This is a genomic window from Pseudomonas sp. R4-35-07, from assembly GCF_003852235.1.
Lineage (GTDB): Bacteria > Pseudomonadota > Gammaproteobacteria > Pseudomonadales > Pseudomonadaceae > Aquipseudomonas.
Genome location: NZ_CP027732.1, coordinates 3,688,412 through 3,712,551, shown reverse-complemented (window position 1 = coordinate 3,712,551; position 24,140 = coordinate 3,688,412). Strand labels below are relative to the sequence as shown.

Here is a 24,140-nt window from a genome sequence, read left to right as displayed (position 1 = left end):
CAACGAGAGGTGAACGCCATGAACGCGATCGAAGTATCCCCCTGGCATAGCGGCGAAAGGCAACTGCAGGAAAGTGCCGGCGTGGCCGAACGCATGGCCGTGATCGGCCCCAAGGTCATACGCGATCACCTGCCGGAGCAGCATCGCGATTTCTTTCCCTTGCTGCCTTACCTGATGCTGGGAGTGGTGGATGAACACGGCATTCCATGGGCAACGATGCTCGAAGGCGCGCCAGGCTTCGCGCATTCGCCTGATCCGCAGCGGTTGCAAATCGACAGCCTGCCCTGCAAAAGCGACCCCGCCCGGGCGGGGCTAACGGTCGGCGCGGCCGTCGGCGTGCTCGGTATCGACCTGAACACACGCCGTCGCAATCGTATGAATGGGCGCATCGGCGCGCTGGATCACGACGGCTTTGCGGTGGACGTGGTGCAGAGCTTCGGCAACTGTCCCAAATACATCCAACTGCGACCTGTCGATACCATTGCGCGCAAACCTGGCAGCGTGGCTGAGTGCAGCGACAGCCTGGATGGCGCTGCACACACAATGATCCGCAATGCCGACACCTTCTTCGTCGCCAGTTATGTCGACCTGCACGGCGAGCGCTCGGTGGATGTTTCCCATCGCGGCGGCAGCACCGGTTTTGTGCGGGTCGAGGGCAATGTGCTGACCATTCCGGATTTTGCCGGCAACCTGTTCTTCAACACCCTCGGCAACCTGCAAACCAACCCGGTGGCGGGGTTGTTGTTCATTGATTTTGAATCGGGTGACGTGCTGCAAGTGGCCGGGCGTACTTCGCTGATCCTCAGCGGGCCGCAAGTGGCCGAGTTCAAAGGGGCGCAGCGGTTATGGACGGTGACCGTGGAACAGGTGGTCCGCCGTCCGGCAGCATTGGCCTTGCGCTGGCAGTTCGCCGAGTTTTCGCCCTATAGCCTGGCGATGGGAAGCTGGTAGCCAGGCGCGGTCTGCCCGGCGCTGGAGGTCAAATGTGGGAGGGGGCTTGCCCCCGATAGCGGCGGTTCAGCTGGCTCATTTGTGGCAGCTGGAATTACGCTGAGGACTGTTCGGATGAAAACGTCGCCGTTGAGGAATTGTCCGATAGAAATCAGCTGAAATAGAAGGACGTTGTTACCTGTTACGCCTCTGATATCAGGAACGTTTCCCACTGGCTTGCCACGCATGAGGACTCCTTCTGATAAATGAGGCTAAACAAGATGGTCACGCTTAACACGTCTGACACTAAACAGGCTTATTCCGCCTATGCAACTTCTGAGCAGTTTGATAACACACAGGGGCCGTCAACGTCCGATCGACTCAATCGCTTCGGACAAGTACCGGCTCATCAGGCGATTGCTCGAACAGTTCAGCCGGGTGGTAATGATCGGGGAACAGCTGAACTGTTGACCTTGCTCAATACGCTCGTAACAACGCTTAAAACATGGATGAACGAGCAGAATACGCCACCCGCCCCACCCCCCCCGGTGGCCGTAATACCCAAACCATTCGTGAATATCATTCCCAAACCCCAGATCGACGTCGTGCCAACGCCTGAGACTGTGCAGCCCGGTAAAAGCCGATGGAAAGAACAACTGGCACCGTTCATGAATCGGTCAGATCTGGCCAGTAGCCGAAACGCTTTCGATACTGAACTTATTGAAATGTTTTCCGATAAAAACAGCGAGCCGTCGAACACGTTTTTGTCTGAAAAAGCCCCAAGGCAAAAACCCGACGATATACGCAACGGGCTGCGCGCCACCTATGAGAACTTTCCCTACCTGGGCACCACGGGCAGAGAAGAACACGTGGCGGCGATCAAGGTGGCCATGGCCACCTTCGGGCAAAGTCCAACCGGGGTGTTCACGCACGTCGTCAAGAGTGGGGATGGCTATAACGTCACGATGAAAGACGGCTTCAAACTGCATATCACCGGTGAAGAGCTGCAACTGGCGGCCAAGGCGGCGAAATTCAGTGGCGGTGATGAAGGCATGGTCAAGGACGCGCAATTTCTGTTTGGGGTAATGAGCAAGCGTCAGCACCTGGAGCAGGCGCGCAACAATGCAACGGACCCGTTCTACAGCATTTATGGCAAGGACAGCGCTTACCACGCCCACCGTACTTATCCGGGGGTGCTGGCGGCAGCGGCACAGGGCATCGGCGGCGGTATAGCGTTGTCGTACCTGGGCCTCAAAGAACATATGCAGATCATCGACGCCAGTGCACTGGGCGCGCGCGTCGGGGTGCCATTGGACAAGGGCGAGCGACACAAGAATGGTGCGCTCTTTGATGGGGTCATGGAGGGGCAGTTATACAACCAGCCCGTTTCGCCGTCGTTGAAGGTTGTAACGCTTCGCGATCAAGTTGAGTAAAACCACATATTTATCTGCTTATTCTCATTAGAACAGTGGCCGTAGTGTTCATGGCGCTGAGTGTTTATGCGCCTTTTTTAAGTCAGCTATGCGAGTGATTGTGGATGTTAGTGTCTAACGTTAAGTATGCTGTCCCTGGCTTCGCCGAGGCGAGTGGTACGGTAATTTCTTCAGGTGCTGCAAATGAGGCTGCACCCGCCGGAGCAGCCGAGCAGTTGAATAACCTGGTGGGAGAGTTGGAACGTTTATTGGCGCTTTTAGCGGCGCGGCTTAAACCGGAAGTCGACGTAAAACCCTCACCGTCCCCCCTTGATAATCTGAATGAACGGCGCGTCGATAAGCGTGATGTAAACCGTGACGAGTTTCTGAAAGGCACACCTGCGAATACGGGCGCCAAACCCAAGGATATTTTCCAGAGCTTCTATCAGTTGACCGAAGGCAATTGCGTGACGGTATCCGCCATCAAAGCCGCCATGATGAAGTTCGGTCACAACCCCCACGGTATTTACACGTCCATACACGCCATCAACACCGGCTATCGTGTCGTCATGCGTGATGGCTTCAAGCTGGACATCACCCATGATGAGCTGAAACAGGCCCGGGCCGGCGCGAACTTCGGCGCCGACCGACCCAATGATGTACTGGTCAATGCGCAGTTCTTATATGCCGTGAGCGCCAAGCGCGCGTATCTCGAAAATAATGACGGCGAGGCCAATGAGAGCTTCGCCGCCGCCATGCGCACGTTGAATGACGGTGAGTATCCGGGGCAGGCCCTGCGACGCCTGGGCTTAAAGGACTTCGTTGCGCCCGCAACCCTCCAGGACTTCATGGACGGGGCTATCGGCACGATCGCCGACGCGTTTCACTCAATGGCGGTGGTGGACGGCTTTCTGGACAGTTATGGGTACAAACAGCAACTGGATAAGCGCGACTGGAACCGCCATTCAGTCATTGGACTGAAACTGCTCTAGCGTGCGACCGCCAGGCTCGGTGGCTCGCCCCACGCGCCGCCCAGCGCGGTATAAAGATTTCAGCGGGTGAACCACATGGGATCGTTCCCACGCTCTGCGTGGTAACGCTTCCTGGGACGCTTCGCGTCCCGCCAACCGCTACTGGACACAGGTGACGCAGAGCGTCACGGGCTACTTTCCCACGCGGAGCATGGGAACGATCGCCTTGGCGGGTGGGCTTGATAACCGCCGGGTATCCAACTGAGACTCCACGATCCAACTGTGGGGACTTGCCCCAATGCCACTGTAGGAGCGAGCAAGCTCGCTCCTACAAAAAAGCCTTAACTGACTGGCATTGGGGCTTGCCTCCGATGGCGGCCTGACAGCCGACGAAAATATTGCATATCAGGCCGTTTTCGAAGGCTTCATGCACTCGATAGAGCGATCCACGGTTGTTTTGGCAATCTCCAGCAAGTGCCACACCGCCAGAATCTTCGCCCGCTCGGGGCTGCTAAGCAGCTCGCCGCAATCCAACGCCGTCGCCGAAGCGCTGTCGAGCAAGCTGGCGGTGTAGAGCAGGGCATCTTCGAAGCTCAGGTCTTCGTTGACGCTGTGGAATCCTTGGGTGGGCAGGTAATGGTCGATGGCCCGGTTGAACGCGGCACGGTCTTTGGCGGGATCGAAGGGTGGATCGGGGAGGACTTTGTTCATGGTGTAGCTCCTTGTGAGTATTGGAGCCGACGCCTCTCGCGACTAAACGAAGGTGGCGGCTGTACGCAGGTTAGTCGACCGGCCACAAGGAAATCCGGCGCGCCCGAAGGCGCCCTGCGCACAGCCACCATAAAACTCCATGTGACCATGCGCCTTGTGACATACCGAGCGACTAAACCCGATCACTGATGAGCAGTGACAGGCCGCAGACTAGCCACCGATTCCAACCGGCACAAGGCGGCGGGGATTGTCTCGGAAACGTCCTGCAATTTAAAGAGATGTGGCTTGCTGGCCCTTTGAAAATGTTTCAGCGGGTGAACGACAGGGGATCGTTCCCACGCTCTGCGTGGTAACGCCTCCTGGGACGCTCCGCGTCTCGCCAACCGCTACTGCCTACAGGTGACGCAGAGCGTCACGGGCTGCATTCCCGCGCTGAGCGTGGGAACGATCGCAGGCAGCCCTGACACCTCTCGGTCCCCTGTGGCGAGGGAGCTTGCTCCCGCTGGGGCGCGAAGCGGCCCGGTCTTTTATTGTGTGACCCAACAGTGGCCGTGCTCGCTTATGCATTGCCCGCGTCTCAATGCCCAGCAGGAATAAACGCCACACTCCCCCCCGAGCGCTTCTGAAACAACCGCTCCCCATTATCCGGTTGCGTCGTGACCACCTGGTGATCAACCCCCAGAAACGCCAGCGGCGCGGGATCTTCCTTGGAGTACTGCGCGACGATAATCGTGTGCCTTGGATCAAACCCCTGGCCGCTGGTCTTTTCCAGCCAGGCCATGAACGCGGCGCTGTCGCCCTGGCGCGGGAAGTCTTGGGTTTCGCTCACGTAGTAGAACGGTTTGCCGCCGTTCTGCAGGTACATCGGCAACTTGTTGTCGACTTCCACCAGTACCAGTTGCCAATGGTTCCAGGGCGCGCTCTTCACCGCCTGGGCTTGGACGTTCTCGGCGAAGCGGGTCACGCCGCCGTTGCGCGTGGTCCAGGGGTAGATCACGCCCAGCACCAACACCATCAAGCCTGCGGCGAGGCCGAAGCCTGTTTGCCAGCGCGGCCAACGGGCCGGGTGTTGGCGCAGGTGCTCGCTCAGCCACCAGGCGGCGAGTAATTGGGCGAAGGGCACCAGGGGCAGTACGTAGTAACTACGTCGGCTGCCGCTGGCGGTGAAGAAGACGAACAACAGGCCCAGGCTCCACACCAGCCAGCGTACGTTGGGCGGCGTGCGGTGCCAGTGACGCAGGGCGAGCCACGCGCCGAGCATCCAGCACGGCGCCCATGGCAGGGTGTAGACCGGCAGGTAGATCAGGTAGGTGTAGATCGGGCCCATATGGTCGAAGGGGTCGAAGAAGCGCACCACGTTTTCGCGAAACACCAATTCCAGGCCGCTCTCGCCGTAGGTGGGGGCGCCGTAGAGGTGGGACAGTCCGAAGGGAATGGCGTAGAACCCGCCGGCGATGAGCAGGGCCAGTACCAGCCGCAGGTTGAGGTGGCGTTTGTAGCGGTGTTCGCTGAGCAGGTGCGGCAACAGCGCGAGTCCCGGCAGCACGAACCCGATCAGACCCTTGAACAGCGACGTGGCCGCCAGCAGCAGGAAAAATACGGTATAGCGGCCCAGACGAGTGTCGTCCGGCCCGCGCCAGTACCACCAGACCGCCGCCAGCACGCCGCACACGGTCAGCACATCGGCCGTGGCCACGCGGGCCCAGAACAGGAAGTAGAAGGTGGTGGCGAGCATCCAGCCGGCGATCAGCCCGGTGCCTTTGCGAAACAGCTGTTCGCCGATCAGGTACACCAGCCAGATGCTCAGCCAGGCCGCGATCACCGAGGACAGGCGCAGTGACCAGGGCCCGAGGCCACCCATCAGGTTGGCAAAGCCGGTGATCAGCCAGTAGGAGGGCAGGGGTTTGTCGTAATAGGGCGTGCCCTTCAGGTACGGATCGAAGTAGTCACCGCTTTGCAACATTTGCAGGGCGATGTTCGCCCAGCGTGTCTCCGGCCCCCACAGCTCGCGACTGCCCAGGCCCAGCAGCAGGAGCAAGGCCGAGACACCCAGCAATAAAGCCAGGGCGCCACGTTCGGTTTTCCACAAGCGCATTGGGCTGTTCCTGTAAAGGCTATCAAGGTTGTTGGGGGTAAATCGTCAGTACCAGGTCGCCTTTGCGGTAGCGCTTGCCACCGGGCGGCAGTTGGCCTTCCTCAAGGTGTTCGCTGGTGCTCATGACGCGCATCAGCACGCCGACCGAACCCTGGCGGCGGGCCTCGGTCAACCACGACTGAACGCTGTCCAGGGTGACCTTGCGCGCCTGCGAAGCCGGGTAGTCCAGGCCGTAGCGCAGTTCGCCTGCGGTGTTGTAGAACGCCACGTCCGGCCGGCGCAGGCGCCACGCCAGGGCAGACGCCGAGCCCAGTTCATTGCTCAGCAAAGCATGGGTGTGTTGCAGTTCATCCAGATGTTCAAGCACGAACTGGTCGGGCATTTCGTTCGCCGCGATGGTGTGCGGCATGCCCGCCGGTAGCAGCGCCACCAGCAGGCCGATACCCAGGGCCGGCATCGCCCATAAGGTCAACGGGCGCATTGCTTGCAGCAGGTTGGCCAGGATCCAGCCGAGCAGCACGATAAAGGTCAGGGACAGGCTGAACATATCGGCGTGGCTGTTGCTGTAGATCGGGTTGGCGATCTGCAGGTAAATCAGCGTGACCATGGCCGCCATGCCGAGGATGAAGTTGAGCGCGCCGTTGATGAAGATCGCACGGGGCTTGTGTTGGTTGATCAGGTCGATCAAGGCATGGCCCATCAGCAGCGCCAAAGGTAACAGGCACGGCATGATGTAGGTCGGCAGCTTGCCGCTGCTCAGGCTGAAAAAACCCAGGGGCAGCAACAGCCACAGGGCGAGAAAGGCAATGGCGGGCTGGCGTTTGTCTTTCCAGGCCTTGAGCAGGGTAACGGGCAACAGGGCTGACCAGGGCAGGCACGCCACCACCATGATCGGCAGGAAAAACCAGAACGGCCGCGCATGCTGCGCCGTGTCCGAGGCGAAGCGGCGGATGTGTTCGTGCCAGAAAAAGAAGCGCCAGTAATCCGGTTCCTGCACATGAATCGCCAACGCCCAGGGCGAGCAGACCAACACCGCGACCAGGATCGCCAAAGGGCCGTACCGCAGTAACTCGCCGGCGCGACGTTGCCAGGCCAGGTAGGGCACGGCGACCAGCACCGGCAGCAGCCACGCCAGAAAGCCCTTGGTCATGAAACCCACGCCGCAGGCCAGCCCCAGTAAAGCCCAGGCACCCAGGCGACTGCGTGGGGTGGCGCTGTCGAGCGCAAACCAAAGCGCGACCAGGCTCAGGTTGACCCAGAACGTGAATTGCGGATCGAGGTTGGAATAGCCCGCTTGCCCGGCCACCAGGCCGAAGCTCATGTACAGCAGAGCGCAGGCGAAGCTTTTACGCGGCTCGTTCCACAGGCGGCGTGCAATCACGTAGGCCAACAGCACACTCAGCGCTGTGGTCAGGACCGAGGCGATACGCACGCCGAACAGGTTCTCGCCAAACACCGCCTGGCCCAGGGCGATCAACCAATAACCCGCAGCTGGCTTCTCGAAATAACGCACCCCCATGAAGTGCGGCGCCACCCAGTTGCCGCTCATCAGCATTTCCTGGCTGACTTGGGCATAGCGGGTTTCATCCGGAATCCATAAACCGTGCAAACCCAATGGCAGCACGAAGAACATCACAAGGCCAAGCAATAGCACAGGCAAGGGCTGCAATCGGCTCATGACCGTGTCACGCCATGGCGTTCAGTCGTGCGTGCGAAGTTTGAACAGTTAAAGACGTCAGGCATTAAGAGGGTCACTAATTCATTGGAAAGTTAGGGCGTCCTGAACTAACAGGCGCACTTAAAATGCCAGACGCAGGCTGTCGTCTTGCTGAACGCACTACTGGGTAATATGTAAAAAATTGTATTTAAAGTTGCTTCAGCGCGGCAGCCCATTCCTGGATTTTCATCGTGCCGATTGCTTTGAGTGTGCCGTTGGGCAATACCTGTACGAAGAGTGCGCTGCCATACTCGGCGGCTTGCGCATGGGGGTAGCCGAGTGCGGCTTGGAAGTCACTCATGCAGGCGCTATGGGTGATCAGCATCAGGTCGCGATCCGCCTGTTTATGGCTGAGGATTTCTTCGCCCATGGCATCACCGCAGATGGCGAGGGGGCCAGGGGACAGCTCGGTCTTGCCGAACATGAACAACGACGTCTGCGCAGTGCGCGTGGTGGGGCTGCTGAGCACGTCGGTGCGCTCCATGCCCAGTGTTTCAAAGGCTTTTCCCAGGTCGGCCGCGCGTTGCGTGCCATTGACCGTCAGGCCGTCGGCGGGCCCGTAGCAGGGATTGTGCGAGCGGTCGCAGCGCTCTTCGTGGCGCACCAGCACGATCAAGTCACCGTTGCGCCAGCTGGCCAGCACCCCGGAGGTGACCAGGCGGTTGCCGATGCCCAGATCTTGCGGTGAGCGTGGCCAGAATACAAAACCGGTCAAGAGCAGTGCGAACACAATGATACTTGCTACTGGCACGCGGAATTTCTTCAGGCGCTTTAACCTGGCCCGTGGGGGTTTGGTCAGGGTAATGTCTGCCACGCAGTTCACCATTGGCACGAGTGATTGTTTATTGTTAAAAGACAGGCGCAACTAATACGGCAGACGCCCTTGGTGGAGCAAAAGCCTGTCATACGGCTGCTGTCTTTTAGCTGAACATGTGGATATTAAGAAACACCGTTTTGATTAACTTTGAAGTGTTAGGTTAATCATGCTTGGGTGGGGAATTTAAAGTGTTTGGAGTGGGCAAGCGGTGAAATCAATGTGAAAAAATTGCGTAGAAAGGCCCCGCAGCCGTTATTCTCGTTTGCAGTCCTTAACCCGAGTGTTGGTGATGTTGCAGGTAGAAGGTGTTGTTAAACATTACGCGACCCCTCAAGGCCCGCTGGCCGTACTGGCAGGCGTCGATCTGCACCTGGGGGCGCGCAGCAGCCTGGCGCTGATGGGCGAGTCGGGCAGTGGCAAAAGCACGTTGCTGCACCTGGTGGCCGGGCTCGACCGCGTGGATGGCGGCAGCATCCTGATTGGCGGCCAGCGCCTTGATCGCCTCAACGAAGGGCAACTGGCCCATTGGCGGCGCACCGAAATCGGCCTGGTGTTCCAGCAGTTCAATCTGATCGGCAGTTTGCGCGTCGAGGACAACCTGGCGTTCCAGGCGCGCCTGGCTGGGCGTTTCGATCCGCAGTGGCAGGCGCAGTTGGTGGAGCGCCTGGGGCTGGGCGACCTGCTCAAGCGTTACCCGGAGCAGCTCTCGGGCGGCCAGCAACAGCGGGTGGCAGTGGGGCGCGCACTGGCGTCGCGCCCCGGCCTGCTCTTGGCCGACGAGCCCACCGGCAACCTCGACGAAACTACCAGCGACGAGGTGCTGCAACTGCTGCTCGACCTGCTGCGCGACAGCCCCACCAGCCTGTTGATGGTCACGCACAGCCCGCGTCTCGCCGCGCGGCTGGATCAGCAGGTGGTGCTGCACCACGGCCGCGTCGTGCCGATGGACCCGCGCTGAGATGGCGGTGTTCCATTGGGCGCTGCGGGCGCTGTTGAGCCATTGGCGGCGCCACCCGGTGCAGTTTTTCAGCGTGCTGACCGGCCTGTGGCTGGCCACCGCGTTATTGACCGGGGTGCAGGCCCTCAACAGCCAGGCGCGGGACGGCTACGCGCGCGCCAGCCAATTGATCGGCGGCGCACCGCAAGCCAGCCTGAGTGCGCCGGACGGTGCCGGCTTCCCGCAGGCGTTGTTCGCCGAACTGCGCCGTGCTGGCTGGCCGGTGTCACCGGTGGTGCAGGGGCGGATAGTGCTCAAAGGGCATGAAGAACAGCGCCTGCAGTTGATGGGCATCGAGCCGGTGTCGTTGCCCGGCAGCGGCAGCGTGGCGGGGCAACGCTTGAGCCAGGCGCAGATGCTCGCATTTTTCGAGGCGCCGGGGCGTACCTGGATTGCCGCGCAGACCTTGCAGGCCCTTGGCTTGCGCCCAGGCGAACAACCACTGACGGCTAACGGGCAACGCCTGCCGCCGTTGCAGGTGCAGCCGGACATGGCCCCCGGCATGTTGCTCACCGACATCGGCTTTGCCCAGCCCTTGCTCGACATGCATGGACGGCTGTCGCGCCTGCTCCTGGACAACCGCTTCGCCGCCGCTCATCCCACGCCGCCCGCCGGGCTGCAACTCAAGCAGGGCGACGACAATAACCTTTCGCGCCTCACCGAAAGCTTTCACCTGAACCTCGACGCCTTGGGCTTTTTGTCCTTTGTGGTGGGGCTGTTCATCGTGCACGCGGCCATCGGCCTGGCCCTGGAGCAACGCCGGGGCCTGCTGCGCACCCTGCGCGCCTGCGGGGTCAGCGCACGCATGCTGATCCTGAGCCTGGGCGTTGAGCTGGGGTTCCTCGCGTTGCTCGGCGGCGTGCTCGGTGTGGCCAGCGGTTACCTGCTCGCCAGCCTGTTGCTGCCGGATGTCGCGGCCAGCTTGCGCGGCCTGTACGGTGCCGAAGTCGCCGGCCAACTGAGCTTGAGCCCGTGGTGGTGGCTGGCTGGCCTGGGCTTGAGCCTGCTCGGTGCGTTGCTCGCCGGGGCCAGCAGCCTGTGGCGTGCGGCACGCTTGCCGCTGCTGGCGCTGGCCAACGCCCAGGCCTGGCATGAGGCCCACGGGCGTTGGTTGCGACGCCAGGGCTGGGTGGCAGCTGCGGCCCTGCTCATCGCCTTGCTGGCGCTGGTCTGGGGCAACAGCCTGGCCGCCGGGTTCGTACTGATGGCGGCCTTGCTGCTGGGCGCCGCACTCGGCTTGCCGGTACTGCTCAATGCGCTGTTGAAGGGCGTGCTGGGGCGCAGCCGTTCGGTGCTGGGCCAATGGTTCCTGGCCGATTGCCGCCAGCAACTGCCGGCCTTGAGCCTGGCATTGATGGCGTTGCTGTTGGCCCTGGCGGCGAACATCGGTGCAGGCTCGATGACCTCGGGTTTTCGCAGCACGTTCAACAATTGGCTGGAACAGCGCCTTACCGCCGAGCTGTACCTCAACCCGCAAAATCCGGCCCAGGCGCAGCACCTGCAGGCGTGGCTGGCGCAACAGCCGCTGGTGCGTGCGGTGCTGCCCAGCTGGCAGGTCGCGGTGCAACTGCAAGGCTGGCCGGCGGAGGTGTTTGGCGTGGTCGACGACCCCACCTATCGCCAGCACTGGCCGTTGCTGGAGGCAGCGAGTACGCCCTGGGACCGCTTGCTGCAGGACGACAGCGTGATGCTCAGCGAGCAATTGGCGCGACGCTTGAACGTCCGGCTGGGCGACACGGTACAAGTCCCCACGCCCCAGGGCCCATGGGCGCCGACAATCGTCGGGATCTACGCCGATTACGGCAACCCCAAGGGCCATCTGCTGGTCAACGTCAAGCACCTGTTGGCGCATTGGCCGAGCCTGTCACCGGTGCGTTTCAACTTGCGCGTGGCGCCCCAGGACGTGCAGCCGCTGATACGTGAAGTGCAGCGTGAATTCGCCCTGGAAGACAGCCGCATCGTCGATCAACAGCAACTCAAGGGCTGGTCCAGCCAGGTCTTCGAACGCACCTTCGCCGCCACCGCCGCGTTGAACAGCCTGACCCTCGGCGTGGCCGGTGTAGCGCTGTTCATCAGCCTGCTGACCCAAAGCCAGAGCCGCCTCGGCCAGCTGGCGCCGCTGTGGGCCCTGGGGGTGACGCGGCGCCAACTGATGCTGCTCAACCTCGGCCAGACCTGGCTGCTGGCGGTGCTCACCCTGATGCTGGCGTTGCCGTTGGGGCTGCTGCTGGCGTGGTGCCTGGATGCGGTGATCAACGTGCAAGCCTTTGGCTGGCGCCTGCCGTTGCAGATGTTCCCGTGGCAGTTGGCGCAATTGATGGGGCTGGCGATGCTTGCCACCTTGCTCGCCTCGGCCTGGCCGTTGTGGCAGCTGTATCGCAGCCGCCCGGCGGATTTGTTGAGGACCTTTGCCCATGAAGATTAAAGCGTTGGGGTGGGCGGTGTTGCTGCTGCTGAGCGCCTGCGACCAGGCGCCGGCGCCCCAGGAGAGCTTCGCCGGCCTGGGCAGCGACGCGGCAGACTTCGTCCAAGTGGTGCCCGGCAAGGTCTTCAGCTTCCCCGAAGACCACGGCCCCCATCCGGGCTTTCGCATTGAATGGTGGTACGTCACCGCCAACCTCAAGGACGCCCAAGGCAATGCCTTCGGCGTGCAATGGACGCTGTTTCGCAATGCCGTGAAAGCGGGGCCGACGCAAGCGGGCTGGCGCGACCCCACGATCTGGCTCGGCCATGCCGCCGTCACCTCCGCCACCCGGCACTCCGCCGCCGAGCGCTTCGCCCGGGGTGGCGTCGGCCAGGCCGGGGCGCAGGCGCAGCCCTTCAGCGCCTGGATCGACGACTGGACCTTCGCCACCCGCCCTGGCGCCGCCAACCCGTTGGCCGCCATGCAACTCAAGGCCCATGGCGCGCAGTTCGCCTACGACCTGCAGCTGACCTCCAGCCGCCCGCTGGTGCTGCAAGGCGACAACGGCTACAGCCGCAAATCCGACCAGGGCCAGGCGTCCTACTACTACAGCCAGCCGTTCTTCAACGCCAACGGCAGCCTCAGTATCGACGGGCAGACCTACCAGGTCAGCGGCCCCGCCTGGCTCGACCGCGAATGGAGCAGCCAGCCACTGGCCGCGAACCAGACCGGTTGGGACTGGTTTTCCCTGCACCTGGACCGAGGCGAACACCTGATGCTGTTTCGCGTGCGGCAGAAGGACGGTGGCGGCTACCTCACCGGCACCTGGATCGATGCGCAAGGCCGTACCGAGACCTTGCATAACGCCGATATCCAACTGGCGCCGCTGACCACCACCCAGATCGAGGGGCGCAATATCCCCACGCGCTGGTCGCTGAAAATTCCCGGCAAACACCTGGATATCACTACCGAAGCCGTCAACTCGAAGGCGTGGATGAATCTGGGAATTCCCTATTGGGAAGGGCCGGTGAAGTTCGACGGCGGGGTGGGGTATTTGGAGATGACCGGGTACTAGGATTTTTCATCGGGCTTGCTCCGACATGACCGACAAAAAAATGAGAAAATACTGTACATATAAACAGTAGTGTCCTACAGTCCATCCCAGGTGACCGGATGTCACCGCTCACCTGAGCTTCAATTTTTTAACTATGGATGGATAAAAAAATGAAATCGAAAAAAGCCCTTATGCTAAGTGCGGCCGTGATGGCCTCCTGCTTCGTCTCGGCCTTCTCCCTCGCTGATCAAGCGCCTCGGACACTCAGTGCCGAAGCGGTCAAGCAGGCCGCGAACAAAGCGCTCAAGTCCGGCGGCAAGCTGGACGCCTCGCAGGTCTCGCCGCAACTCAAAAAGAAACTGTCGGTGGCCAAGTCCGGCCAATCCAAGGCAGTGACCAAAGCCCTCAAGTCCGCGCCGTTCGACAGCGTGGTCGGTGAGCTGAAGAAACCGGCGCAAAGCGAGCTGAAAAACGCGGCGGTTGCAGCGTTTGAGCCGCTGTTCCCAACCCTGGATATCAACACGCTCTACACCGTCGATGGAGTGCAGGCCGGTAACGAATTTGCCTACCACTTCAACCTGCCGCAGAACGCGCGAGTGCAGGTACAGCTGGTCAACCAGAGCGCAGGCGCGGATATGGCGCTGACCCTGTTTCAGGACGACGGCCAGGGCAACCTGAGTGTGGTGGGGACTTCGGATGCCGCGGGCAATGCCGATGAGTACCTCAACGGTGTACTGCCGGCCGGTGATTATTACTGGTACATGGTGGCCAATGTCGCCGATAACGCGCAGTTCAGTTTCGGCGTGGCGGTGGACAGCAACGTCGACGCGTTTGAGCCCAACGACAGCGCGCAAACCGCGTTCGTCTTGCCGGACTCGATGAACAAGCTCAGCGGTAACCTCGACAATGCCGGCGACGTCGATTATTTCGACTTCAAGGCGGTCCGTGGCCAAAGCGTGAGCATGTACCTGGCGGGCGACGAGAACGGCAGCCGTGAGCAGTGGATCTTCGATCGCTTCGATGGTGCCAATTGGATCACCGTCCCGGCGGGTTCCACCTCGACCTACCCGAGCGTCGCGCCGGGCACCACGGTGAAGGTGCGTGTGCGGGCCAACCCGGCGGTGGCGCAGGACCCAAGCAAGTATTACCAGTTGAGCCTGGGTTCCACGCCGAGCCTGAAGACGTTTGATGTGAAGGGTGACAACATCGTGCGGGTGCCGGTCAGCGAGGCTCCGCTGGCCACCCAAACCGCGCGGCTGTTGAATTGGTCGACCCAGTGGTCGGACTCCACCGGCGCGCCGTTGCTGGGCGTCACCCCGGTGTTGCGCGTGGACAACCACTTCGTTGACCTGAACTTCCACTGGGTCGACTACCCGGCGACCACCAACAGCGCCGGTGCGTCCACGGCCACGGCCAATATCGGCACCTGCTTCGGTGATTACACCACGGTGATCAACGACAGCAGCACCGGTGTGCCGTACCGGTGGAGAACCACCTACAACGAGGGTGGCTGGCGCATCGAACTGGCCGAGTTCCCCGGCGTGGGCGTCGGCGGTGATAGCAAGCCATACGTCAGCCTGGGGCATATCTGCACCCAGACCATCATCCCTTGACAGCGTGATGTGAAACAGAAGGGGCAGCCTCCAGAGGCTGCCCCTTTTTTTGCTTCGTGTGTATAGATCGTTCCCACGCTCCCGCGTGGGAATGCAGCCCGTGACGCTCTGCGTCACCTGTGCGCGGTAGCCGAAACGTGCAGCGGTTGGCGCGACGCGGAGCGTCGCAGAAGGCATTCCCACGCAGAGCGTGGGAACGATCAGCCCCCTCCCACATTTTGATTGCTGCCGACCAGCAAAGGCTTGCGCAGGTCTGATTTACTTGCTAGCTTCTCGCAAAATGTTAACGATAACATTTGCTCTAAAAATAAAAACAAAACAGAGACCCACGCCATGAAAATGCTCCCGAAAACCCTGTGTTTACTGGCTGCCAGCATCACCCTGGGCAGCGTTTCCGCCGTTTTTGCCGAGGCCGCCAAACCGATCCGCATCGGCGCTTCGTTCCAGGAAATCAACAATCCTTATTTCGTCACCATGAAAAACGCCCTGGAAGAAGCCGGCGCGAGCATCGGTGCGAAGCTGATCATCACCGACGCCCGCCATGACGTGTCCAAGCAAGTCAGCGATGTCGAAGACATGCTGCAAAAAGGCATCGATATCCTGCTGATCAACCCGACCGACTCGGTGGGCGTGCAATCGGCGGTCAAGTCTGCCCATGCCGCCGGTGTGGTCGTGGTGGCGGTAGACGCCCAGGCCGATGGCCCGCTGGATTCCTTCGTCGGCTCGAAAAACTACGACGCCGGTTTCCAGGCCTGCGAATACCTGGCCAAAAACATCGGCGACAAAGGCAACATCGCCATCCTCGACGGCATCGCCGTGGTACCGATCCTGGAACGTGTGCGCGGTTGCAAGGAGGCGGTGGCCAAGCACCCGCAGATCAAGATTGTCAGCATCCAGAACGGCAAGCAGGAACGTGACCAGGCGCTGACCGTCACCGAAAACATGTTGCAGGCCCAGCCCACCCTCAAGGGCATTTTCAGCGTGAACGACAACGGCTCCCTCGGTGCGCTGTCGGCCATCGAGGCCAGCGGCCTGGATGTGAAGCTGGTCAGCGTCGACGGCGCGCCGGAAGCGATCAAGGCGATCCAGAAACCCGGCAGCAAGTTCATCGCCACCTCGGCCCAATACCCCCGCGACCAGATCCGCCTTGCCCTGGGCATTGCCCTGGCCAGGAAGTGGGGCGCGCAAGTGCCCGCCACGCTGCCGGTGGACATCACCTTGATCGACCAGGCCAAGGCCAAGGACTTCAGCTGGTAAATCGCCCGCGCCCCACGCCCGCCGTGGGGCTCGGGTTGTCCTTCTGAATGCGAGGTCGGCGGTATGAGCAGTCTTCTGAAGCTGGAAAATATCTGTAAGCGTTACCCGGGGGTACAAGCCCTCACGTCCATCAACCTGCAAGTGGAGCGCGGCGAAATCCACGCGTTGCTCGGGGAAAATGGAGCGGGCAAATCCACCCTGATGAAAATCCTCGGCGGCGTCGAGCATCAAGATGAAGGGCAGATCCTGATCGACGGCCAGGCCCGGCAATTCGCGACCTACCGGGACGCGATTGCCGCCGGCATCGGCATCGTGTTCCAGGAGTTCAGCCTGATTCCCTACCTCACGGCCGTGGAAAACATCTTTCTCGGCCATGAGCTGAGCAACCGCTTCGGCCTGTTGCGCAAGCGCGACATGCGTGAGGCCTGCGAAGCGCTGTTCAAGCGCCTGGGTGTGTCGATCAACCTTGATTGCGCGGTCAAGCACCTGAGCGTGGCCGAGCAGCAGTTCGTCGAAATCGCCAAGGCCCTGGCCCTGGACGCGCGCTTGCTGGTGCTCGATGAACCCACCGCGACGCTGACCCCCAGCGAAGCCGAGTTGCTGTTCGAGATCATGCGCGAGCTCAAGCGCCAGGGCGTGGCGGTGATCTTTATCTCGCACCATCTGGAAGAAATTTTCCAGGTGTGCGACCGCATCAGCGTGCTGCGCGACGGCGCTAACGTGGGCGTCACCGATGTGGCCGACAGCGACATCGACCGCTTGGTCGAAATGATGGTCGGCCGCCGCCTGGCCTGCGGTTTCCCGCCCAAACCCACCACCGAACGCGGGCCGTTGCTGCTGGAGGTCAAGGACATTCAGCTGGTGCGTAATGGCCCGCATAACCGCTTCAACCTCCACCAGGGTGAAATCCTCGGCTTTGCCGGCCTCGTCGGTTCCGGCCGCACCGAGCTGGCCCTGGGCATGATGGGCGCGCTGCCCTCGGTGAGCAAAGACGTATGGCTGCGCGGCGCAAAGGTCAGCCTCGACGACCCGGCCCAGGCACTCGCCCATGGCATCGGCCTGCTGCCGGAGAGCCGCAAGAGCGAAGGGCTGATCACTGACTTCAGCATTCGCGAAAATATCTCGCTGAATAACCTGACCAAATACCAGAACGCCACGGGCCTGATCGACAAGGCCAGGGAATGTGCCAGCGTCGAAGCCCTGATGCGCCAGCTGTCGATCAAGGCGCCCAGCGCTGAAAGCCGAGTGTTCAACCTCAGCGGCGGCAACCAGCAGAAAGTCGTGATCGCCCGCTGGATCAACCACCACTGCGACGTGCTGGTGTTCGACGAACCCACCCGTGGCATCGATGTAGGGGCCAAGGCGCAGATCTACGCGCTGATGCGCAGCCTGACCGAACAGGGCTACGCGATCATCATGATTTCCTCCGAGCTGCCCGAAGTCATCGGCATGTGCGACCGCGTCGCGGTGTTCCACAAGGGCGCGATCGTCAAGGTGCTGGAAGCGTCCGCCGTCAATCCTCAAGAGGTCATGCGCCATGCAACAGGGGGCTCCAGTGAATACGTCCATTAACCTTGCAGGCAGCGGCCGGTTGCGCCTGAACCTGGCACGGCTGCTGCGCTCGCCGGCGTTTTATCCCTTCGTCGGGCTGGTGGTGGTGACCCTGGTGATGATCCTGGCCAGCGACACCTTTCTCACCGCCAGCAACCTGTCGAACATCGCCCGTCAGGTATCGATCAACGCGATTATCGCGGTGGGCATGACCTGCGTGATTCTCACCGGCGGCATCGATCTGTCGGTGGGGCCGGTGATGGCGTTGTCCGGCACGCTCACGGCCGGCTTGATGGTCGCGGGTGTGCCGCCGGGCCTGGCCATCGGCGCGGGGATGCTGGTGGGGGTGGCGTTCGGCATCGGCAACGGCCTGTTCGTGGCCTACCTGCATATGCCGCCGATCATCGTGACCCTGGCAACCATGGGCATCGCCCGTGGGTTCGGGCTGATGTACACCGACGGCTACCCGATTTCCGGGCTGCCGGAGTGGTTCGCGGTCTTCGGCCGCGCCAGCGTGTGGGGCATCCAGGTGCCGATCCTGATCATGCTGCTCACCTACCTGGCGGCTTATGTGCTGCTGCAGCACACGCGCATCGGTCGCTACATCTACGCCATCGGCGGCAATGAAGAGGCGGTGCGCTTGTCCGGGGTGCGGGCGGCGCGCTTCAAGTTGCTGGTGTACGGCATCAGCGGCCTCACCGCCGCGATTGCCGGGCTGGTGCTGACGTCGCGCTTGATGAGCGGCCAGCCGAATGCTGGCGTGTCGTTCGAGCTGGATGCGATTGCCGCCGTGGTACTGGGCGGGGCATCGATTGCCGGTGGGCGCGGAGTGATCGTCGGCACGCTGCTGGGCGCCATGCTGCTCGGCGTATTGAACAACGGCCTGAACATGCTCGGCGTCTCGCCTTACGTGCAGAGCGTGATCAAGGGCGCAATCATTTTGCTGGCGATCTTTATCAGCCGTCAGCGCCATCGATGAACACTGATCCACACAGGACGAACACCATGGACAAGCACACAGAGATGCAAGCCGTCGTCTGCCACGGCCCGAAAGACTACCGCCTGGAGCGCATCGGCAAACCCCGGGCGCGCGCCAATGAACTGGTGATCCGTATCGCCGCGTGCGGTATCTGCGCCAGCGACTGCAAGTGCCATTCCGGCGCGGCGATGTTCTGGGGCGGCGACAACCCCTGGGTCAAGGCGCCGGTGGTGCCGGGCCACGAATTTTTCGGCTATGTGGTGGAGGCGGGCGAGGGCGCCGAGGAACACTTCGAAGTGGCGGTGGGGGACAAGGTGATCGCCGAGCAGATCGTGCCGTGCGCCAAGTGCCGTTTCTGCAAGTCGGGCAAATACTGGATGTGCGAAGTGCACAACATCTTCGGCTTCCAGCGTGAAGTCGCCGAGGGCGGCATGGCGCAGTACATGCGCATTCCCAAGACCGCCATCGTGCACCGGATTCCCGAGTCAGTGTCGCTGGAAGACTCGGCGCTGGTCGAGCCGATGGCCTGCTCGATCCACACGGTCAACCGTGGCGATATCCAGCTCGATGACGTGGTGGTGATTGCCGGCGCCGGTACCCTGGGCCTGTGCATGGTGCAGGTGGCGGCGCTGAAGACGCCGAAGAAACTGGTGGTGATCGACATGGTGGACGAGCGCCTGGCGTTGGCGAAGAAGTTCGGTGCCGATGTGGTGATCAATCCGTCCCGCGACAACGCCCGCGAGATCATCAACGGCCTTACTGATAAATACGGCTGCGACGTGTACATCGAGACCACCGGCGTACCGGCCGGCGTCACCCAGGGCCTGGACCTGATCCGCAAGCTCGGGCGTTTCGTCGAGTTCAGCGTGTTCGGCGCCGAGACCAGCGTGGACTGGTCGATCATCGGCGACCGCAAGGAGCTGGACGTACGCGGCGCCCACCTCGGCCCGTATTGCTACCCGATTGCCATCGACCTGTTCGAACGCGGCCTGGTCACCTCCCAGGGCATCGTGACCCATGACTTCCCGCTGGATGACTTTGCCGAAGCCTTCGAGCTGGCCAACTCCACGAAGTCGATCAAGGTCTTGTTGAAGCCGGTGCTCTGACCATGGACTACGTGATCGGGGTCGACATCGGAACCCAGAGCACCAAGGCGCTGCTGGTGGATGCCCACGGCACGCTCATCGCCCAGCACAGCCAGGGGTATCGCGTGGATACCCCGAAAGTGCGCTGGGCCGAGCAATGGCCGCAGGTCTGGTTGGCGGCGGTCGAGGCGTGCGTGGCGCAGTGCATGGTCAAGGCCGGTGTGGAGAAGGTGCAGGTCAAGGCGCTGTGCATCAGCAGCCTGTATGGCGGTTCGGGGATTGCGGTGGATGCGCAGATCACCCCGTTGCACCCGTGCCTGATCTGGATGGACCGGCGCGCTGGCGAGCAGGTGCAGTGGGTGCGTGAGCACATGGACCTGGAGCGGCTGTTCGCGGTCACCGGGAATTCGGTGGACAGTTACTACGGCTTCACCAAGATGCTCTGGCTCAAGCAGTATCGGCCTGAGGTGTGGGCCAATACGCACTATTTGCTGCCGCCCAACAGCTACATCAACTGGTGCCTGACCGGCGCGCTGGCGGTGGACCACAGCAGCGCCGGCAATATCGGCGGTGTCTACGATGTGGCTGCGCGCAATTGGTCGGGCGAGATGCTCGATGCGCTGGGCATCCCGCACTCGATGATGCCCGAGCGGTTGGTGTATTCCGGTGAAGTGGTGGGCGGTCTGCTGGAAGACTGGGCCGCCCGCCTGGGCTTGCAGGCAGGCACGCCGGTGCTCGCCGGTGGCGTGGATGCGGCCATGGCGACCCTGGCCGCAGGCGTCACCCAACCGGGCAACCATGTGGCGATGATCGGCACCAGCATGTGCTGGGGCTACCTCAACCAGCAGGTCGACGCGCACCACGGGTTGGTGAGCATGCCTCACGTCTATAACGGCCATCGCGACCTGTACATCTTCGGCGGCGCGATCACCGCCGGGGCGTCGGTCAGCTGGTTTCGCGAGCAGTTCTGCCAGGCCGAGGAGCAACAGGCCCGGGCCACCGGCCAGGACAGCCTGGCGCTGCTGGAACAGGGCGCGATGGCGATCCCGGCTGGCAGCGAGGGCCTGCTGTTCCTGCCGTACCTGATGGGGGAGCGCAGCCCGGTATGGGATGACCGCGCCAGTGGCAGTTTTGTCGGGTTGAACCTGTATCACACGCGCCTGCACCTGTACCGCGCCGTGCTCGAAGGGGTGAGTTTTGCCCTGCGCCACAACATCGAAGCCGGCACCCAGGGCGCGCATTCCCTGGACCCGCGTTTGATCGTGGTGGGCGGTGCGAGCCATTCGGATCTGTGGATGCAAATCATCGCGGATGTGACGCGCTACCCGGTGTACACCCTTGTCCAGGAAGTCGAAGCAGCGCTCGGGGCCGCGTTGTTGGCGGCGCATACGGTGGGGATGGTCAGTGATGGGCAGATGGACAAGGGCTGGGTGCAGTTGACGCTGCGCGCACAGCCCAAGCGCGAGAACGTCGCGATCTACGACCAGGGGTTTACCGAATATCTAAAGCTGTACCCAGCCCTGAAACCGATCATGCACACCCTGCAAGCTACCTGACCCAACACTGTCCAAATGTGGGAGGGGGCTTGCCCCCGATGGCGTTGGGTCAGTCACAGCTGCATTGGCTGACACGCCCTCATCGGGAGCAAGCCCCCTCCCACAGGGGTTCTTCATTGTTTCGGGAATTTCACTATGCAGCTTCGACTTCAGGCACCTCGGCCCCACCTGATTCAACACCGTCCAAATGTGGGAGGGGGCTTGCCCCCGATGGCGGTGGGTCAGTCACAGCTGCATGGGCTGACACGCCCTCATCGGGAGCAAGCCCCCTCCCACAGGGGTTCTTCATTATTTTGGGAATTCATTTATGCAGGCCAGCTTTGACTTCACCCGTCACCGTATCCTCGTCACCGGCGCCAGCAGTGGCATCGGTCGCGAGATCGCCCGGCAGCTCATCCTCAGCGGCGCTGAAGTATTCGCCCTGGGCCGCGATGCTCAAGCTTTGGCCGAATTAGGCTGCCATACCCTGAGCCTGGATATCGCCGACAGCGCGGCCCTCGATAAAGCATTGCAAGACTTGCCGCCCCTGCACGGCCTGGTCAACTGTGCCGGCATTTCACGCCTGGAGCCCGCCGTTTCCATCAGCGCTGCGGCCTTCGACCAGGTGATGAACGTCAACGCCCGCGCCGCTGCGCAGGTGGCCAGCCGTGTCGCGGCGAGGATGATCGAGGCGAGCATCGCCGGCAGTATCGTCAACGTGTCCAGCCAAGCCTCGCTGGTGGCCCTGGATGATCACCTCGGCTACTGCGCCTCCAAGGCCGCGCTGGATGCGATCACCCGCGTGCAGTGCGCTGAATGGGGCCGCTTCGGCATTCGCGTCAACAGCGTCAACCCCACCGTCACGCTCACGCCGATGGCGACCATGGCCTGGTCGGATCCGGCCAAGCGCGATCCGGCGCTGGCCGCGATTCCCCTCGGCCGTTTTGCGCTAACCGTGGAAGTGGCGTTGCCCGTGCTGTTCCTGCTCAGCGATGCCGCCAGTATGATCAGCGGCGTGAGCCTGCCCATCGATGGTGGCTATACCAGCCGCTAGCCGTTCTCCAGCTGCCCGGCAATAACCACCTTGTCCCGTGGTTTGTGCGGGTCTTGCAGGCGATCAAGCAGCAGGCGCACCGCGCTGCTGCCAGCCAGGGATGCGTCGTGGGCCACACAGGCGATGGGCACACCGAAAATATCGGCGAAGGGCAGGCGGTCGATGCCGCAGATGGTCAGGCTGTCATGGGCGATGTTGTGCATGCGCAACGCGCGCAGGGCGCCGAGGGTGATCAACTGGTTGAAGCCCATGATCGCGTCCGGCGCCGAGTGCGCGGCGAGGTAGTCGAGGGTGTGCAGGTAGGACGGCATCAACGTGTAGTCCCCGGCTTGCACTTCGACCTGCACCTGGGGATGTCCGGCGAGCACTTCGCGCAGGCCCTTGAGGCGCTCCACGGTGATGCGCGAGTGCTCGGGGCCGGTCAGCACCAGCAGGCGCTCAAGGTTCGGGGTTTGGCGCAACAGGTACTGCGCGGCCTGGATGCCGCTGTGGTAGTTGTCGAGCACCACGCGGCTGAATGGGCTGTCATGCAGCGTGCGGTCAAGCAGCACCACCGGCGTCTTGCCGTTGCCCAGGCGCTCGAGATAGTCGGGCTGGTAGCTCGGCTCATCGGAGACCGGCGACAGGATGATCCCTGCCACGCGATACCCCAGCAGGGTATCGACGGCCTTGCTTTCCAGTTCTTCCAGCTCATCGGTGTCCACCAGCATGATGGTGTAGCCGTGTTTTTTCGCTTCGCGGGAAATCGCCTTGATCATCTCGCTGTAGAACGGGTTGTCTACCGACGCGGTGATCACACCGATGATCAGGCTTTCACTGCGCTTGAGCCCGCGCGCGAAGGCGTTGGGCACGTAGTCGAGCTCGCGCGCCACTTCCAGAATGCGCGCCAGGGTGGCGGGTTTGACCAGGTCAGGTTTGCTCAGCGCCCGGGACACGGTGATGGTGGTCATGCCCACCCGTTTGGCGATGTCGCTGATGGTGACGGACTTTTTCTTGTTCATCGGTAAGGCTGCGAGAGGAAACACCCGCAGGCTAGCATGCGCGCAGGGGCAGGGTGCTTCAAATCAGCGGGTCCCAGCGTTGCGACCAATCACCTTCGGCCTTGACCACCTCGCGCAACAGCGTCAATGCCTGCTGCAGCACCGCCGAGTCCCGTGCCCGCGAGTACACCAGGTAAGTCGGGAAACTGAACTCCGGCGCCTTGGCCACGCGCTGCATCACGCCGCTGTCCAGGTAACTCTGCACCACCCGCGTGCGGAAATACCCGGCGCCGCCGTTCTCGAGGATGTACTGCAACGCCAGCGGCCCCAGGTTGAAACTCACGGCGGCGCGTGCCCGGTCGGGCAGGGCGGCGTCGTGCTGCTGGCGAAAGCCTGGGCCCCAATCGATATACACGTAGGGCTCGGGCTTGCTCGCCAGTTGCACCAGGATCAGTTTTTCTTCCAGCACCTGCTCCACCTGCAAGCCCGGCCAGTACTGCGGCTGGAACACCAGCGCGGCGTCGAGCACCCCCAGTTCCAACTGGCGCAACAGGTACTCGCCTTCACGCACTTCAGTGCGCAGCGCGTGCCCCGGTATCCGCTCGCGCAGCGCCTTGGCCCAGCCGAGCATCAACGGGTTGCACAGGCTGACTTCGCCGCCGATATGCAGCACATTGCGATAGCCATCGGGCAACGGCAGGTCACGGCGTGCCGCTTCCCAGGTTTGCAGCAACTGGTTGGCGTACACCACGAAGGCCTCGCCATCGGCGGTCAGCCTGGCCCCGGCGCGATTGCGCACGAACAGCGTACTGCCCAGCTGGTTTTCCAGGTTTTTCACCCGTGCGGTAATGGCGGTCTGGGTGACGTGCAATTTCTCCGCCGCCGCGGCCAGGCTGCCGCAGCGGGTGATTTCGAGGAAGGTGCGTGCCAGTTCGATGTCCATGAAGCCCCCCGGGAATGAATGGAGGGCATTGTAGT

At 62.2% G+C, this 24,140-nt stretch carries 19 protein-coding genes; 13 read left to right on the top strand and 6 right to left on the bottom strand.

Features of this window, described 5'->3' with window-relative positions:
• Nucleotides 1-18 precede the first annotated feature (18 nt).
• From C4J89_RS16885 to C4J89_RS16875, 3 genes are all read left to right on the top strand, one after another.
• Nucleotides 19-951 (top strand): pyridoxamine 5'-phosphate oxidase family protein, encoded by a 933-nt coding sequence (locus C4J89_RS16885; protein WP_124415088.1) that lies wholly within the window; start codon nucleotides 19-21, stop codon nucleotides 949-951.
• Nucleotides 952-1,211: 260 nt separating this feature from the next.
• The gene (locus C4J89_RS16880; RefSeq protein WP_256681747.1) at nucleotides 1,212-2,363 is read left to right on the top strand and encodes a type III secretion protein; all 1,152 of its coding nucleotides are present in this window, start codon (nucleotides 1,212-1,214) and stop codon (nucleotides 2,361-2,363) included.
• Nucleotides 2,364-2,473: 110 nt separating this feature from the next.
• On the top strand, nucleotides 2,474-3,334 hold the full coding sequence (locus C4J89_RS16875) for a hypothetical protein (RefSeq protein WP_256681746.1): 861 nt from the start codon (nucleotides 2,474-2,476) through the stop codon (nucleotides 3,332-3,334).
• A 384-nt stretch (nucleotides 3,335-3,718) separates the two neighbouring features.
• Here the strand turns inward: C4J89_RS16875 and C4J89_RS16870 are convergent, their stop codons facing one another.
• The 4 genes from C4J89_RS16870 to C4J89_RS16855 all read right to left on the bottom strand — a co-directional run bounded on the left by C4J89_RS16870 (nucleotide 3,719) and on the right by C4J89_RS16855 (nucleotide 8,662).
• Entirely contained in the window at nucleotides 3,719-4,024 is a 306-nt protein-coding gene (locus tag C4J89_RS16870; RefSeq protein ID WP_124371198.1) for a DUF6124 family protein, read from the bottom strand.
• 577 nt (nucleotides 4,025-4,601) lie between these two features.
• The gene (locus C4J89_RS16865) at nucleotides 4,602-6,119 is read right to left on the bottom strand and encodes a glycosyltransferase family 39 protein (protein WP_124415087.1); all 1,518 of its coding nucleotides are present in this window, start codon (nucleotides 6,117-6,119) and stop codon (nucleotides 4,602-4,604) included.
• Nucleotides 6,120-6,141: 22 nt separating this feature from the next.
• Nucleotides 6,142-7,797, bottom strand: coding sequence for a lipid IV(A) 4-amino-4-deoxy-L-arabinosyltransferase (arnT, locus tag C4J89_RS16860; RefSeq protein WP_124415086.1), 1,656 nt, complete (start codon nucleotides 7,795-7,797; stop codon nucleotides 6,142-6,144).
• Nucleotides 7,798-7,984: 187 nt separating this feature from the next.
• Nucleotides 7,985-8,662, bottom strand: coding sequence for a histidine phosphatase family protein (locus C4J89_RS16855; RefSeq protein ID WP_177413031.1), 678 nt, complete (start codon nucleotides 8,660-8,662; stop codon nucleotides 7,985-7,987).
• A gap of 280 nt (nucleotides 8,663-8,942) precedes the next feature.
• Here C4J89_RS16855 and C4J89_RS16850 point away from each other — a divergent pair, with 280 nt between their 5' ends.
• The 10 genes from C4J89_RS16850 (at nucleotide 8,943) to C4J89_RS16805 (ending at nucleotide 22,182) form a co-directional block, all read left to right on the top strand.
• Nucleotides 8,943-9,611 carry an ABC transporter ATP-binding protein gene (locus C4J89_RS16850; RefSeq protein ID WP_124415084.1) on the top strand — a complete coding sequence of 223 codons (669 nt, stop codon included), beginning with the start codon at nucleotides 8,943-8,945 and terminating at the stop codon, nucleotides 9,609-9,611.
• A gap of 1 nt (nucleotide 9,612) precedes the next feature.
• Complete coding sequence (locus C4J89_RS16845) at nucleotides 9,613-12,075, top strand: ABC transporter permease (protein WP_124415083.1); 2,463 nt, start codon at nucleotides 9,613-9,615, stop codon at nucleotides 12,073-12,075.
• Nucleotides 12,065-13,129, top strand: coding sequence for a lipocalin-like domain-containing protein (locus C4J89_RS16840; protein WP_124415082.1), 1,065 nt, complete (start codon nucleotides 12,065-12,067; stop codon nucleotides 13,127-13,129). The genes C4J89_RS16845 and C4J89_RS16840 overlap by 11 nt, the downstream gene beginning before the upstream one ends.
• A gap of 149 nt (nucleotides 13,130-13,278) precedes the next feature.
• Nucleotides 13,279-14,721 (top strand): hypothetical protein, encoded by a 1,443-nt coding sequence (locus C4J89_RS16835; RefSeq protein WP_124363449.1) that lies wholly within the window; start codon nucleotides 13,279-13,281, stop codon nucleotides 14,719-14,721.
• A gap of 333 nt (nucleotides 14,722-15,054) precedes the next feature.
• Complete coding sequence (locus C4J89_RS16830) at nucleotides 15,055-15,978, top strand: substrate-binding domain-containing protein (protein ID WP_124367552.1); 924 nt, start codon at nucleotides 15,055-15,057, stop codon at nucleotides 15,976-15,978.
• A 63-nt stretch (nucleotides 15,979-16,041) separates the two neighbouring features.
• Complete coding sequence (locus C4J89_RS16825) at nucleotides 16,042-17,550, top strand: sugar ABC transporter ATP-binding protein (protein ID WP_124415081.1); 1,509 nt, start codon at nucleotides 16,042-16,044, stop codon at nucleotides 17,548-17,550.
• Complete coding sequence (locus tag C4J89_RS16820) at nucleotides 17,516-18,508, top strand: ABC transporter permease (protein ID WP_124367550.1); 993 nt, start codon at nucleotides 17,516-17,518, stop codon at nucleotides 18,506-18,508. Before C4J89_RS16825 ends, C4J89_RS16820 begins: the two co-directional genes overlap by 35 nt.
• A gap of 26 nt (nucleotides 18,509-18,534) precedes the next feature.
• Nucleotides 18,535-19,614 carry an alcohol dehydrogenase catalytic domain-containing protein gene (locus tag C4J89_RS16815; RefSeq protein ID WP_124415080.1) on the top strand — a complete coding sequence of 360 codons (1,080 nt, stop codon included), beginning with the start codon at nucleotides 18,535-18,537 and terminating at the stop codon, nucleotides 19,612-19,614.
• A gap of 2 nt (nucleotides 19,615-19,616) precedes the next feature.
• A complete protein-coding gene (locus C4J89_RS16810) occupies nucleotides 19,617-21,149 on the top strand; it encodes an FGGY-family carbohydrate kinase (RefSeq protein ID WP_124415079.1) in 1,533 nt (510 codons plus the stop codon).
• Nucleotides 21,150-21,456: 307 nt separating this feature from the next.
• Complete coding sequence (locus C4J89_RS16805) at nucleotides 21,457-22,182, top strand: SDR family oxidoreductase (protein WP_124415078.1); 726 nt, start codon at nucleotides 21,457-21,459, stop codon at nucleotides 22,180-22,182.
• On the opposite strand, the gene C4J89_RS16800 is transcribed toward C4J89_RS16805, so the two are convergent.
• The gene (locus C4J89_RS16800) at nucleotides 22,179-23,183 is read right to left on the bottom strand and encodes a LacI family DNA-binding transcriptional regulator (RefSeq protein ID WP_124415077.1); all 1,005 of its coding nucleotides are present in this window, start codon (nucleotides 23,181-23,183) and stop codon (nucleotides 22,179-22,181) included. The genes C4J89_RS16805 and C4J89_RS16800 overlap by 4 nt on opposite strands.
• 58 nt (nucleotides 23,184-23,241) lie before the next feature.
• Entirely contained in the window at nucleotides 23,242-24,105 is an 864-nt protein-coding gene (locus C4J89_RS16795; protein WP_124367546.1) for a LysR family transcriptional regulator, read from the bottom strand.
• Nucleotides 24,106-24,140 lie beyond the last annotated feature (35 nt).

Excerpts from the sequence above, each read along its gene's own strand:
- C4J89_RS16815 (WP_124415080.1), top strand. The coding sequence starts at position 18,535 with ATGGACAAGCACACAGAGATGCAAGCCGTCGTCTGCCACGGCCCGAAA.
- C4J89_RS16850 (WP_124415084.1), top strand. The coding sequence starts at position 8,943 with ATGTTGCAGGTAGAAGGTGTTGTTAAACATTACGCGACCCCTCAAGGC.
- C4J89_RS16840 (WP_124415082.1), top strand. The coding sequence starts at position 12,065 with ATGAAGATTAAAGCGTTGGGGTGGGCGGTGTTGCTGCTGCTGAGCGCC.
- C4J89_RS16845 (WP_124415083.1), top strand. The coding sequence starts at position 9,613 with ATGGCGGTGTTCCATTGGGCGCTGCGGGCGCTGTTGAGCCATTGGCGG.
- C4J89_RS16825 (WP_124415081.1), top strand. The coding sequence starts at position 16,042 with ATGAGCAGTCTTCTGAAGCTGGAAAATATCTGTAAGCGTTACCCGGGG.
- C4J89_RS16880 (WP_256681747.1), top strand. The coding sequence starts at position 1,212 with ATGGTCACGCTTAACACGTCTGACACTAAACAGGCTTATTCCGCCTAT.
- C4J89_RS16805 (WP_124415078.1), top strand. The coding sequence starts at position 21,457 with ATGCAGGCCAGCTTTGACTTCACCCGTCACCGTATCCTCGTCACCGGC.
- C4J89_RS16865 (WP_124415087.1), bottom strand. The coding sequence starts at position 6,119 with ATGCGCTTGTGGAAAACCGAACGTGGCGCCCTGGCTTTATTGCTGGGT.
- C4J89_RS16870 (WP_124371198.1), bottom strand. The coding sequence starts at position 4,024 with ATGAACAAAGTCCTCCCCGATCCACCCTTCGATCCCGCCAAAGACCGT.
- C4J89_RS16800 (WP_124415077.1), bottom strand. The coding sequence starts at position 23,183 with ATGAACAAGAAAAAGTCCGTCACCATCAGCGACATCGCCAAACGGGTG.
- C4J89_RS16835 (WP_124363449.1), top strand. The coding sequence starts at position 13,279 with ATGAAATCGAAAAAAGCCCTTATGCTAAGTGCGGCCGTGATGGCCTCC.
- arnT (WP_124415086.1), bottom strand. The coding sequence starts at position 7,797 with ATGAGCCGATTGCAGCCCTTGCCTGTGCTATTGCTTGGCCTTGTGATG.
- C4J89_RS16795 (WP_124367546.1), bottom strand. The coding sequence starts at position 24,105 with ATGGACATCGAACTGGCACGCACCTTCCTCGAAATCACCCGCTGCGGC.
- C4J89_RS16855 (WP_177413031.1), bottom strand. The coding sequence starts at position 8,662 with ATGGTGAACTGCGTGGCAGACATTACCCTGACCAAACCCCCACGGGCC.
- C4J89_RS16820 (WP_124367550.1), top strand. The coding sequence starts at position 17,516 with ATGCAACAGGGGGCTCCAGTGAATACGTCCATTAACCTTGCAGGCAGC.
- C4J89_RS16830 (WP_124367552.1), top strand. The coding sequence starts at position 15,055 with ATGAAAATGCTCCCGAAAACCCTGTGTTTACTGGCTGCCAGCATCACC.
- C4J89_RS16810 (WP_124415079.1), top strand. The coding sequence starts at position 19,617 with ATGGACTACGTGATCGGGGTCGACATCGGAACCCAGAGCACCAAGGCG.
- C4J89_RS16885 (WP_124415088.1), top strand. The coding sequence starts at position 19 with ATGAACGCGATCGAAGTATCCCCCTGGCATAGCGGCGAAAGGCAACTG.